The organism is Sphingomonas rosea, from assembly GCF_039538065.1.
In the GTDB taxonomy this organism is placed as follows: domain Bacteria; phylum Pseudomonadota; class Alphaproteobacteria; order Sphingomonadales; family Sphingomonadaceae; genus Sphingomicrobium; species Sphingomicrobium rosea.
The window spans coordinates 119889-131461 of the sequence record NZ_BAABBR010000001.1 but is presented as its reverse complement, the minus strand read 5'-3'; the positions used below and the strand labels follow the sequence as shown (position 1 = coordinate 131461).

General features: G+C 68.0%; 16 protein-coding genes. 9 read left to right on the top strand and 7 right to left on the bottom strand.

Features of this window, described 5'->3' with window-relative positions; genetic code table 11:
• Window positions 1-4: 4 nt before the first annotated feature.
• On the bottom strand, window positions 5-379 hold the full coding sequence (locus ABD693_RS00700) for a winged helix-turn-helix transcriptional regulator (RefSeq protein ID WP_344695031.1): 375 nt from the start codon (window positions 377-379) through the stop codon (window positions 5-7).
• A gap of 144 nt (window positions 380-523) precedes the next feature.
• On the opposite strand from ABD693_RS00700, the gene ABD693_RS00695 reads away from it, so the two are divergent.
• The 3 genes from ABD693_RS00695 to ABD693_RS00685 all read left to right on the top strand — a co-directional run bounded on the left by ABD693_RS00695 (window position 524) and on the right by ABD693_RS00685 (window position 1819).
• Window positions 524-1075 carry an FMN-dependent NADH-azoreductase gene (locus ABD693_RS00695; protein WP_344695030.1) on the top strand — a complete coding sequence of 184 codons (552 nt, stop codon included), beginning with the start codon at window positions 524-526 and terminating at the stop codon, window positions 1073-1075.
• Between the two features lie 31 nt (window positions 1076-1106).
• Entirely contained in the window at window positions 1107-1514 is a 408-nt protein-coding gene (locus ABD693_RS00690; protein ID WP_344695029.1) for a DoxX family protein, read from the top strand.
• Window positions 1515-1576: 62 nt separating this feature from the next.
• Window positions 1577-1819: a DUF6582 domain-containing protein gene (locus ABD693_RS00685; RefSeq protein ID WP_344695028.1), complete on the top strand. Its 243-nt coding sequence runs from the start codon at window positions 1577-1579 to the stop codon at window positions 1817-1819.
• A 7-nt stretch (window positions 1820-1826) separates the two neighbouring features.
• Here the strand turns inward: ABD693_RS00685 and ABD693_RS00680 are convergent, their stop codons facing one another.
• The 4 genes from ABD693_RS00680 to ABD693_RS00665 all read right to left on the bottom strand — a co-directional run bounded on the left by ABD693_RS00680 (window position 1827) and on the right by ABD693_RS00665 (window position 6048).
• The gene (locus tag ABD693_RS00680) at window positions 1827-2324 is read right to left on the bottom strand and encodes a nuclear transport factor 2 family protein (protein ID WP_344695027.1); all 498 of its coding nucleotides are present in this window, start codon (window positions 2322-2324) and stop codon (window positions 1827-1829) included.
• 100 nt (window positions 2325-2424) lie between these two features.
• Complete coding sequence (locus ABD693_RS00675) at window positions 2425-3744, bottom strand: dihydrolipoamide acetyltransferase family protein (protein WP_344695026.1); 1320 nt, start codon at window positions 3742-3744, stop codon at window positions 2425-2427.
• Window positions 3744-4757, bottom strand: a complete 1014-nt coding sequence (locus ABD693_RS00670; protein ID WP_029940245.1) for an alpha-ketoacid dehydrogenase subunit beta — start codon at window positions 4755-4757, stop codon at window positions 3744-3746. Before ABD693_RS00670 ends, ABD693_RS00675 begins: the two co-directional genes overlap by 1 nt.
• Window position 4758: 1 nt before the next feature.
• The gene (locus ABD693_RS00665; RefSeq protein WP_344695025.1) at window positions 4759-6048 is read right to left on the bottom strand and encodes a 3-methyl-2-oxobutanoate dehydrogenase (2-methylpropanoyl-transferring) subunit alpha; all 1290 of its coding nucleotides are present in this window, start codon (window positions 6046-6048) and stop codon (window positions 4759-4761) included.
• Between the two features lie 84 nt (window positions 6049-6132).
• Here ABD693_RS00665 and ABD693_RS00660 point away from each other — a divergent pair, with 84 nt between their 5' ends.
• The gene (locus ABD693_RS00660) at window positions 6133-7539 is read left to right on the top strand and encodes a serine hydrolase domain-containing protein (protein ID WP_344695024.1); all 1407 of its coding nucleotides are present in this window, start codon (window positions 6133-6135) and stop codon (window positions 7537-7539) included.
• Between the two features lie 47 nt (window positions 7540-7586).
• Window positions 7587-7862, top strand: coding sequence for a DUF3297 family protein (locus ABD693_RS00655; RefSeq protein WP_344697545.1), 276 nt, complete (start codon window positions 7587-7589; stop codon window positions 7860-7862).
• 55 nt (window positions 7863-7917) lie between these two features.
• Here ABD693_RS00655 and ABD693_RS00650 read toward each other — a convergent pair whose 3' ends face one another.
• Window positions 7918-8169: a hypothetical protein gene (locus tag ABD693_RS00650; protein WP_344695023.1), complete on the bottom strand. Its 252-nt coding sequence runs from the start codon at window positions 8167-8169 to the stop codon at window positions 7918-7920.
• Window positions 8170-8288: 119 nt separating this feature from the next.
• Here ABD693_RS00650 and ABD693_RS00645 point away from each other — a divergent pair, with 119 nt between their 5' ends.
• From ABD693_RS00645 to ABD693_RS00630, 4 genes are read left to right on the top strand one after another with little or no spacing between them, the layout of a single operon-like run.
• Complete coding sequence (locus ABD693_RS00645; protein WP_344695022.1) at window positions 8289-8552, top strand: hypothetical protein; 264 nt, start codon at window positions 8289-8291, stop codon at window positions 8550-8552.
• Window positions 8545-8706 carry a hypothetical protein gene (locus tag ABD693_RS00640; RefSeq protein WP_344695021.1) on the top strand — a complete coding sequence of 54 codons (162 nt, stop codon included), beginning with the start codon at window positions 8545-8547 and terminating at the stop codon, window positions 8704-8706. The genes ABD693_RS00645 and ABD693_RS00640 overlap by 8 nt, the downstream gene beginning before the upstream one ends.
• A gap of 33 nt (window positions 8707-8739) precedes the next feature.
• On the top strand, window positions 8740-9123 hold the full coding sequence (locus ABD693_RS00635; RefSeq protein WP_344695020.1) for a PspC domain-containing protein: 384 nt from the start codon (window positions 8740-8742) through the stop codon (window positions 9121-9123).
• On the top strand, window positions 9123-9362 hold the full coding sequence (locus ABD693_RS00630; RefSeq protein ID WP_344695019.1) for a hypothetical protein: 240 nt from the start codon (window positions 9123-9125) through the stop codon (window positions 9360-9362). The genes ABD693_RS00635 and ABD693_RS00630 overlap by 1 nt, the downstream gene beginning before the upstream one ends.
• Window positions 9363-9421: 59 nt before the next feature.
• On the opposite strand, the gene ABD693_RS00625 is transcribed toward ABD693_RS00630, so the two are convergent.
• Entirely contained in the window at window positions 9422-11515 is a 2094-nt protein-coding gene (locus ABD693_RS00625) for a TonB-dependent receptor (protein WP_344695018.1), read from the bottom strand.
• Between the last annotated feature and the right edge of the window lie 58 nt (window positions 11516-11573).

Sequence of the window (11573 nt, the reverse complement as noted above, 5' to 3'; positions counted from 1 at the left end):
AGGGCTAGGCCGCCGCGGCCTGGTCGTGCTCGTGATCGAAGCGGCGCTGCGCCTCGTGGATCTCGGCGACGTTGGCGATCGCCCAGTCGGACAGGGCCGCGATCGGGCAGCGGAGCGATTCGCCCAGGGGGGTCAGCGCATAATCGACCCGGGGCGGGATCGAGGGCGTGACCGCGCGGCTGACGAGGCCGTCGCGCTCGAGATTGCGCAAGGTGAGGGTCAGCATCCGCTGCGAGACGGCGGGGATTTCGCGGCGCAGCTCGTTGAAGCGGCGGGGCCCCTCGCCCAAGGTGGTCACGACCAGCACCGACCATTTGTCGCCGATCCGGCTGAGCAGGGTGCTGATGGTGCGGCAGACGGGGCTGGCAGGGTCCTTCATGGCGATCCTCTCGAAGTGGCCGGGCACATCGCTGTTCCCGGGCACAAATTTGTTCGTCGCCCACAATTTGGTGCGTTCTTGCGGGCGATCCTTGGGTGGTTACTTAGCGTGCTCCAGTTACAAAACAATACTAAGGAGCGAATAGTGACCATCCTCCAGCTCGACAGCAGCATCACCGGCGAGAACAGCGTCAGCCGCCAGATCACCCGCTCGATCGTCGAGCGGCTGGTGGAAACCGCGCCCGGGACGAACGTCATTCACCGCGACCTCGTCGCCGACCCGATCGATCACCTGACGCTCGGCGCCTTTGCCGACACCAGCGTACTCGACGAGTTCCTGGCGGCGGACACGGTGGTGATCGGCGCGCCGATGTACAATTTCACGGTGCCGACGCAGCTCAAGTCGTGGCTCGACCGGATCCTCGTGGCGGGCAAGACCTTCCGCTACACCGAGAGCGGCCCCGAGGGCCTCGCCGGGGGCAAGCGGGTGATCGTCGCGCTGGCGCGGGGCGGCTTCTACGGCGCCGGATCGCCGGCGAGCGCGCTCGAGCATACCGAGACCTATCTGCGCGGCGTGTTCGGCTTCATCGGGATCGAACCCGAGTTCGTCGCGGCCGACGGGATCGCGGTCGGCCCCGAGCAGCGCGAGGCGAGCCTTGCCACCGCGCTTGACGAAACGGTGCGGCTTGCCGCCTAAAGCGGAAAGTAACAGCAGGAGCCCCGTTCATATGGCCAATAACCGTCTCTCCGCATCCGCCCCGCTTGCCCATGGGGTGCTGCGGATCATGTCGGGGCTCCTGTTCCTCGCCCACGGGACGCAGAAATTCCTGTCGTTCCCGGCGGGCGAGCGCGCCGGAAGCGGGCTCGCGCTCGACAATCCGGGGGCCTATGCCGGGCTCATCGAACTGGTGACGGGCGTGCTGATCGCACTCGGCCTGTTCACCCGGCCGGCGGCGTTCCTCGCCTCGGGCACGATGGCGGCGGCCTATTTCATGGCCCATGCGCCGCAGAACTTCTTCCCCGTCAACAATGGCGGGGACGCGGCGGTGCTCTACTGCTTCGTCTTCCTCTACTTCGTCTTCGCCGGCCCCGGTGCGCTCAGCATCGACGGCTCGCGCGGGCCACGGGGCCGCTAGTCGCGGCGGGCGGCACGACCAGCGCCGCCCGCGCGTTCCCTTCGCTTCGAAGGAGAGCGCCGATGACCAAGCTCGACGACAAGCAGCGTGACGACCTGAAAGGCGGACAATTCGCCTTTCCAGAACAGCGCAAGGAGCCGCTCGAGGACGCGACCCACGTCCGCAACGCGATCGCGCGTTTCCATCAGGTGAAAGGCGTGACCGACGCCGAGCGCGACGACGCCTGGAAGCGGATCAAGGCCGCGGCCAAGAAGTATGATGTTGAAGTCAGCGAGAAGAGCTGGCGCGAGATCGGGAAGGATTGATCGGCAGCTATTTGGCCTTGCCGCACTTACCCTGCTTCGCGGTGTAAGCCGTCGGCGGCGGCGCCGAATAGGTCCAGCTGGCGATCTTCCAGGCCTCGCCCGAGCGCGCCATGACGAAGGTCATGTGGCCGTCGGCGGCCTTGGGGATACCGGCCTCGGTCAGACAATAAGTGGTGGGCAGGACGACATAGGCCCGTTCCCCGAAGCTCGTGCCCTGCGTCTGCCGGCCGTAAAGCATCCTGCCGCCCGCAATCTTCCGCGCGGCCGCGTCCTTTGAATAGTCGTCGAGCCAGCGCTTGACCGAGCCGTCGCCCGACCACTGGTAAGGCGCGAATTCGTCGATGATGACGGCGTCGGGGGCATGGGCATCGATGAAGGCCTGCACGTCGCCGGCGTTGAACTTGTCGAGCACGGTGGTGACGGCCTTTACCGCGTCATCGGCCGGTGCGGCGGCGACGGCCGGACCTGCAACGCATAGCGCGGCAATCGCGAGCAATTTCTGCATCTTAATCCCCCTGATCGGCCATGACACGCACGGGCGTTCGCGCTGGCGAGGCGCGGAGGCGGAGGAGAAGCTGGACCTCCCGCGGGGAGAGGTCAATCGCTCAGGCGAGCAGCCGCAGCGGGTTCTCGATCAGGGGCTTCAGCGCCTGGAGGAAGGTCGCCGCGTCCCAGCCGTCGACCACGCGGTGGTCGCAGGAGAGCGAGAGGTTCATCCGCTTGCGGATCTCGAGCTCGCCGTTCACGGGCACGACCTTCTCCTCGACCTTGTTGACCGCGACCGTCGCGACCTGCGGAGGCGAGATGACGGGGGTCGAGGCGATCCCGCCCCACGGCCCCAGCGACGAGATGGTGAAGGTCGGGTTCGACAGCTCCTCGCGGGTCGCCTTGCCGGTCTTGGCGGCGTCCGACAGGCGGGCGATCTCGGCGGCAAGCTGCCAGATCGAGAGGCGCTCGGCGTTGCGGATGACGGGGACCATCAGCCCGCTCGGGGTCTGCGCGGCCATGCCCATGTGGACGCCGCCGTGGCGGGTCACGACATTGGCTTCGTCGTCATAGGTGGCGTTGATCATCGGAAAGTCCGGGAAGGTGCGGACCAGCGCGGTGATCAGGAAGGGGAGGAGCGTGAGCTTGGGGTTCTGGCCCCGGTCGCGGTTCATCATCGCGCGGGTCTCTTCGAGCGCGGTGACGTCAAACTCTTCCACGAGCGCGAAGTGCGGGATGCGGCGCTTGGCGGCCTGCATGTTCTCCGCGATCTTGCGGCGGAGACCCACGACCTTGATCTGCTCGTCGGCACGCGCGGCGCCCGAGGAGCGGCCCGAGACCTGCCCGCCATTGTAGAGGAGGTAAGCGTCGAGGTCGGCGTGGCGGATGTGCTCGCCCTGGTGCTTCACCTGGCCAAGGTCGATGCCGAGGTCGCGCGCGCGGGCGCGGACGGCGGGGGTGGTGAGGATGGGGGTCTTGTGGGCTCCCGCATCGTCGTTCGTGCCGAGCGACGTCGAGCGACGCTCGTCCTGCTGTTCGGTCGGGCGCCCTTCGACTGCGCGCTCCGCGCTCCGCTCAGGACGAACGGGCTCCGGAGCGACCTCCAGCGTCGGATTGGCTTCTTCCTGCGCCGGCGTCGGGACCGCCGCGCCGTCGGCCAGCGGGACTTCCTCGGCCTCGGCGGCAGGCGCGTCGGCACCCTCGGTCTCGATTTCGACCAGCACCGAGCCGATCGCGATCTGGTCGCCGACTTCGCCCGCGAGGCTCTTCACCACGCCGGCGACGGGCGATTCCATCTCGACCGTGGCCTTGTCGGTCATCATGTCGGCGAGTTGCTGGTCTTCCTCGACGCGGTCGCCGACCTTGATGTGCCAGGCGACGATCTCGGCCTCGGCAATGCCTTCGCCGATGTCGGGGAGCTTGAACTGGTAGGTCGCCATCAGTCGGCCATCACTTTCTCGAGAGCCTGGCGCATGCGGATGGGGCCAGGGAAATAGATCCATTCATAGGCGTGGGGGTAGGGCGTATCCCAGCCGGACACGCGCCCGACCGGCGCCTCGAGGTGGTAGAAGCAGCGCTCCTGGATGAGGGTGACGAGTTCGCTCGCATAGCCGCTCGTCTTGGTCGCTTCCTGGACGACCAGCGCGCGGCCGGTCTTCTTCACGCTTTCCTCGATCGTCGCCATGTCGACGGGGACGAGGGTGCGAAGGTCGATGACCTCGGCGTCGATGCCATTCTCCTCGACGGCGGCGAGCGCGACGTGGACCATGGTGCCGTAGGCGATGACGGTGAGGTCGTTGCCCGGGCGGACGATCCGCGCCTTGCCGAGCGGCACGGTGTAGTGGCCGTCGGGCACCTCGCTGTCGGCATGCTTCGACCAAGGCTTCACGGGCTTGTCGTGATGGCCGTCGAAGGGGCCGTTGTAGATGCGCTTGGGCTCGAAGAAGATCACCGGATCGGGGTCTTCCACGGCGGCGATCAGCAGGCCCTTGGCGTCATAGGGGGTCGAGGGGATGACGACCTTCAGCCCCGCGACATGGGTGAACAGGGCTTCCGGGCTCTGGCTGTGGGTCTGGCCGCCGAAGATGCCGCCGCCATAGGGCGAGCGAATGACCATCGGCATCGTCCATTCGCCCGCGGTGCGATAGCGCATGCGGGCGACCTCGGAGACGATCTGGTCGTAGCCGGGGTAGATGTAGTCGGCGAACTGGATCTCGATGAGTGGCTTCAGACCGTAGGCCGCCATGCCGACCGCGGTGCCGACGATCCCGCCCTCGGAAATCGGGGCGTCGAAGCAGCGCTCCTTGCCGAATTCCTTCTGCAGGCCGGCGGTGGCGCGGAACACGCCGCCGAAATAGCCGACGTCCTCGCCGAAGACGACGATGTCGGGGTCGGCCGCCATGACCACGCGATGCGCGTCGTTGATGGCCTCGATCATGTTACGCGTGGGCATCTTAGCTTGCATCCCGTCCGAGGTAGACGCGGGCCTCGCCCAGCGCTTCCTCGCGCTGTTCGGCGAGGTGCCAGGGAGTGTCGGCATAGACGTCCTCGAACATCGAGCCGATGCGGTCGAAGCCCTGGCCGGGGAGGATGCCCTGCGCCTCGGCCTGCTTCTGCGCGGCGCGGACTTCCCTGTCGGCCTCGGCGACGAGCGCGGCGTGGCGTTCGTCGTCCCATTCGCCGAGCCCGACGAGATGCGCCTTGAGGCGTTCGACCGGATCGCCGAGCGGCCATTGCTGCGCTTCGCCGGCGGGGCGGTAGCCGGTGGGATCGTCCGAGGTCGAATGGCCCTCGGCGCGGTAGGTGAAGAATTCGATCAGGGTCGGTCCGGCGTTGGCGCGGGCGCGCTCGGACGCCCAGTCGACCGCGGCGTAGACGGCGAGCGCGTCATTGCCGTCGACGCGGAGGCCCGCGATGCCGTAGCCGACCGCGCGCGCGGCGAAGGTCGATTGCTCGGCCCCGGCGATGCCCGAGAAGCTCGAGATCGCCCACTGGTTGTTGACCACCGCGAGGATGACCGGCGCCTGGTAGACCGCGGCGAAGGTCAGGGCCGAGTGGAAGTCGCCCTCGGCCGTCGCGCCCTCGCCGATCCAGCCCATGGCGATCCGGCTGTCGCCCTTGATCGCGCTTGCCATCGCCCAGCCCACCGCCTGCGGATATTGGGTGCCGAGATTGCCCGAGATCGAGAAGAAGCCGTGCGGCTTGTCCGAATACATGATCGGCAGCTGGCGGCCGTGGAGCTTGTCGCCGGCATTCGAATAGATCTGGCACATCATGTCGGTGAGCGGATAGCCGCGCGCCACGAGCAGGCCCTGCTGGCGATAGGTCGGGAAGCACATGTCGTCGGCATGGAGCGCATTGGCGGCGGCGACCGCGATCGCCTCCTCGCCGGTGCACTTCATGTAGAAGCTGGTCTTCCCCTGCCGCTGGGCACGGTACATGCGGTCGTCGAAGGCGCGCACGGTGACCATGTCGCGCAGCATCTTGCGCAGCCGGTCGGGGTCGAGGCGCGGGTCCCACGGACCGACGGCCTGGCCGTTCTCGTCGAGCACGCGGACGAGATGGTTCGTCAGCGGGTGGGTCTCGGCGGCAGGCGCGGCGGAGTCGGGGCGCGGGGCCGCGCCGGCGGCAGGCACCACGACATTGGAGAAGTCCGGCGTGTCGCCCGGGCGATAGCTCGGCTCCGGCACGTGCAGGGACAGGGCCGGCGCATTGCGGCGGGTCTGGGGGTCGAGCTCGCTCATTGCCGCCGCCGCTTAAAGCGGTCGAGGCGAGGCGGCAACTCCGGCGGGCTGGACTTGGCGTTCGCGCGGGCTAGGCTCGCGGCCATGCACCGTCCCCTCATGGCGCTTGCCGCCTTCGTCGCCCTTTGCGCGCCCGCCGCCGCCCAGAGCCTCACGCCCGAGGAACAGCAGAAGATCGACGCCGCGGTGACGAGTTCGCTCGCGACCTATGGCGTCCCGGCCGCGTCGGTCGCGGTGGTGCGGGGCGGGCGAATCGTCATGGCCAAGGCCTATGGCAAGGCGTCCGAGACGCTGCCGGTGGCGAGCCCGGCCATGCCGTTCCAGATTGCGAGCAACTCGAAGCAGTTCACCGCCGCGGCGCTGCTGCTGCTCGAGGACGAGGGGAAACTCAGCCTCGACGACAAGGTCGCGAAATATCTGCCGGGGATCAGCGGGGGTGACCAGATCAGCATCCGCCAGTTGCTCAGCCACACCTCGGGGCTGCAGGATTACTGGCCGCACGACTACAGCTTCGCGGCGATGGCGAGGCCGGTGACGCCGCAGGGGATCGTCGACATCTGGGCCAAGAAGCCGCTCGATTATGTGCCGGGCACCAAGTGGCAATATTCGAACACGGGCTATGTCGTCGCAGGCATGATCGCCGAGAAGGTGTCGGGGATGCCGCTGCTCTCCTTCCTCCAGAAGCGCGTGTTCAAGCCGCTCGGCATGACCAGCGTGATGGACCAGGATCTCGCGATCGGCGCGCGTTATCCGCAGGGCTATGGCCGGGCGGCGCTCGGGCCGGTGCGGCCGGCGGTGCCGGCGGCGCGCGGCTGGCTTTATGCCGCGGGCGAATTGTCGATGACCGCCGAGGATCTCGCCAAGTGGGACATCGCGCGGATGAACCGGACTTTGCTTCCCGCCGACGACTGGGCCGCGCAGGAGACGAGCGTCAAGCTGACCGACGGCACCGATACGCATTACGGGCTCGGGGTCTTCAACGCCGACCGTGACGGGCGCCACGCCATCACCCACACCGGCGAGGCGGTCGGCTTCCTTTCGGTCAACAACGTCTATCCCGACGACAAGGCGGCGATCGTGGTACTGACCAACAGCTGGTCGGGCCGGGCCTATGGCGCGATCGCCCGGCAGATCGCGGGGATCGTGCTTCCGGCCAAGGCGACGCCGGTGGCGATGAGCGGCGAGGCGGCGATGACCGCGCGGACGCGGGCGCTCTACGATGCGCTGCGCCGCGGCGCGCTCGACCGCCGGCAGGTGACCGACAACCTGGCTTATTACTTCACCCCGCAGGTCCGCGCCGACTTCCAGTCGAGCCTGGCGCCGCTGGGCGATCCGACGGGCTTCGAGGTGCAGGGCGAGCCCGAGCTTCGCGGCGGGTTCGAGATCCGCTCGTACAAGGTGACCTATCCCACGCGCGCATTGTCGATCTCGGTTTTCACCGAGCCGGGCGCGAACGGGCGGTTCGAGCAGTTCCTGGTCAATCCCGCCTGAGGTTGACCGTCGGCGGGGGGATTGGCAGGGCTTTTCTCATGACCGACATCACCGATACGCCGCCCGACCGGCTCAGCCTCGACCCGCGCAGCCCGCATTTCGACGAAGCCAAGCTTCAGCGCGGTGTGGGTATCCGCTTCAACGGGGTCGAGAAGACCAACGTCGAGGAATATTCGGTGTCGGAAGGCTGGATCAAGGTCGCCGCGGGCAAGAGCCGCGACCGTTACGGCAACCCGATGCTGCTGACCTTGAAGGGCACGGTCGAGCCTTATTACGAGCGGGCGGCCGAGGGCGAGGGTCAGGCCGACACGTCGGAAGACTGAAACTTGCGTCACCCCGGGCCGGGCCCGGGGTGACGGTTTCAGCTAGACTGAAAACTTACAGCGAGTTGGTGCGGGTGGTGCCGCGGGCCGGGGTGGCCGAGGCGGGATAGCCCGGGTTCGCCTTGCGCTGCTTGTTCCACTGATAGAGCTTCTTCGCGCCCCAGCCGATGGTGAGCGCGGTGCCGAGCGGCCCGAGCCCACGCGCGGCGATCCGCGCACCGGCAACGCCCAGGAGCGCGCCCTTCAGGCCGTCATTGCGGCCGGCCATGCGGTTGCCGATGATGGCGCCAGCGATCTTCCCCAACATGTGTTTTTTCCTCTTGTTCATGGCGCGAGGACAGCCCCGCGCGGGTCACGCGTCAAGACGCGCCATCGCCATTTCGGGTTCCCGCGGCGGCCGGTTGGGAAAAGCCGCCATGCCTCACGGTGAAAAATCCCAACACGGGCCGCCGGGACGGGCTGATCACGTCAAAAACCCCGGAAAACGGCAATTGGCACGCTGTCTGCATGATGAACGACATGGCCGGTCAGGGGATCGGCCAGAAGAGACAGGAGCCTATAGTGAACATCAAGACGACCCTCCTTTCCGCGATCGGCGCGCTGGTCCTGAGCGGCCTGGCGGTCGGTTCCGCGATTGCCCCGGCCGGCGTTGCCATCGCCGCCCCCGTGAAGATCGCGCAATATGCTTGATCGCGCACTGGCCCGCCCGGTCTCGCGGCTCGAATATCTCGGGTCGATCGAGGCGCCCGAGACTCCCTTGGGCCCGGTCGGCCAGGTGCTCGACACCGTCGACATCTGGCTGGCCGGCACCCTTCAGAGCCTGTTCAACCTCATCAAGCGCTAATCCCGCACCCCTCTATTCAAGGACGTTCGTCCCATGGACCGCCTTCCGTTCCGCCTTGCCACCCGCGACCGCAAGCTGCTCGGCGTCTGCGCCGGCATCGGCAACTCGCTCAACATCGATCCGACCTTCGTCCGGATCGCGTGGGTCGCGGTGCCGCTGTTGACCTTCGTCACCGTGTGGCAGGCGCTGCTGGCTTATTTCATCTGCGGCCTCATCGGCGCGGCGAAGAGCGGCAAGCTGCGGCGCCGCGGCGACTATGAGCGGATGGGCGACCATCGTCGGGCGAGCGTCCACGACGTGCGGACCAAGCTCGACACGACCGACCGCCGGATGATGGCGATCGACCAGCATCTTCATAACAGCGAAAGCGACGCCCTCGCCCGCGAGATCGAGGCGCTGCGCAAGGAGCAGGCGTGATGGATACGATTTCCCTTGGCCTCACCGGGCTGTTCGGACTGACCGGCCTGGTGCTCGCCGCCCACTTCCTCCTCAAGGGCTGGAACGGCTGGCTCGAAGTCCGCAAGATGGAGCTGGCGAGCGGTTTGCCGCGGCACGACACGGCGGTGGCGGGCGGCGGTCCGGACCTGATCGAACTGGCGGATCTGAAGGCCCGGGTCCGCAAGCTCGAGGCGATCGCCAGCGGGATCGACCTCTAGAGTCTTGCAGAGCGGGGAAGAAAAAGGGCTCCGGCCAAGCGCCGGGGCCCTTTTTCGTGTCAGAAGCCGAGCCGGGCGGTGAGCCGGATGTCGCGCCCGGGGCCCGGGGCATAGTCCTTGAGCAGGCTGGTGTGGCGGCGGACCGTCACGTCGAAGATGTTGTTGGCCTGGAGCCCGAGGTTGAGCTGCGGCCGGCTGGCGAGGGGCTTCCAGTTGAGCGAGGCGTTGACGAGGGTGAAGGCCCTGGTCGGAGTCTCGACCGGCGCGGTGCGGTTCTGGGCGAAGCTGTGCTCGAGCTCGACCCGGCCGTCGACATTGCCCTTGCGGCCCTCGACCCCGCCGAGGAGGCGGAGCGGCGGGATCTGCGGGGCCGGGCCGAAGCCCTTGATGGTCGCGCGGACGGCGTCGGCGACGCCCTCGACCGACCAGTCGATCCCGCCCAGGACGCCGACCTTGGCGTTGGTCTCGAGCTCGAAGCCGGTGAAGTTCGCGGGGGCCTGGCTGTACTGGTAGACGGGCAGGTCGTCCTCGACCGCGCCGGTCAGCGCCTGGTAGATGTAATTGTCGAAGTGCGTCCGGTAGACCGAGGCGGTGATCGTCAGGGGCCCGCTGGTGCGGCGCAGGGTGCCCTCGATCGAGGTGCTCTTTTCCTTGCCGAACAGGGGATTGCCGATCTCATAGGCCTGGGTGCCGCCATGCGGGCCGTTGGCGAACAGTTCGTCGGTCGAGGGTGCGCGCTCGGTGTAGGAGAGGTTGACGCCCGCGCGCAGGTTGCCGCCCAGATTATAGCTTCCGCCGACCGAGCCCGAGAGGCTGGTGAAGCGGCGGGTGATGGCGGCATTGCCGATGGTCGCATCGGCCGCGGCCTCGAGCCGGCTCTTCTCGACCCGGCCGCCGACCTCGACCCGCAACGGGCCGGTCTCGTAATTCTGGAGCGCGAACAGGCCGAACTGGCGCTGGCGGTTGGGCGGCAGGAACTTCTCGTCGCCCTCGATCGACACGCGGCGGTTGAGCGCCTGGACGCCGAACCCGCCGCCCCAGCCATCAATCGTGCGCTGGACGATTTCGATCCGGCCTTCCTGCGCCTTGGAGCGGAAGGTGCTGTTGATCTCGCCGGTGTCGGCGGCCTGTTCGAAGTGACGATATTTGGCGCCGCCCGCACGGATTCGGACCTGGTCGATGAAGCCCTTGCCGACGGGGATTTCGGCGCGGGCGTCGTAGCGGGTCTGCTTGACGTCGAGGCGCACCGCCTCGGCTTCGACCGCGGGGTCGAGGCTGTAGCGGATGGGCGTGCCGTAATTGTTGTCGAGGCGGCTGATCGAGACGCCGACGTTGAGCGGGCCATCGACCCAGGCGAGGCCGCCGGCGACTTCGCTGCTCTTTGCCGAGGAATTGGGCAGGCGGCCCTTCAAATCGGCGAGGGCGCGGATTTCGGGATCGGCGCTGGCCGCGGCCTGGTCGCGCAGCGGCTTGGCGAGGACGTAGCCGCCGATCTCGAGGTCGTCGCTCTTCACCCAGCTGCCGTCGCCGTGGAGGACGAGGTGCGAGGTGAGCGGCACGTCGACCCGGCCATTGGTCGAGCGCTCGTTGGACGCGCTTCCGTAAGCGCCGATCAGGTCGACGTGGAGCGGGCTCTCGGGGACGGCGCGGGGAATGCGCGAATCGATCACGTTGACGACGCCGCCGCTCGCCGAGCTTCCGAACAGGAGGGCGGCGGGGCCGCGGAGGACCTCGATTCGGTCGGCGGTGAGCGGGTTGATCGCGACGGCGTGGTCGGGGCTCGAGCTCGACACGTCGAAGCTGCCGATGCCGTCGGTGAGGATGCGGATGCGGTCGCCGGAGAGGCCGCGGATGATCGGGCGGCTGGCATTGGGACCGAAGCCGGTCGAGGCGACGCCCGGCTGGCGCTGGAGCGTCTCGCCGATGGTCGGGCGAACTTCGCGGGCGAGCTCTTCGGAGGTGAGCACGCTGGTCCCGCCGAGCACGTCCTCGCGGTTGCGGCGGATGCCGGTGACGACGATCGCATTGTCCTGCGCGCTGTCATGGTCGCTGGCGCGGGCCGGGGCCGGGGCGGGGGCAGGGGCAGGAGCGGGCGCGGCGGGCTGGGCGGCGGTGGTCTGGGCGGCGAGCGCCGCGGCGAGGGTCAGCAACATGGGTAGGCTCCGCTAGACTGATATTCGTCGTTCGGCGGGCGCCCTACGAGCGATGATA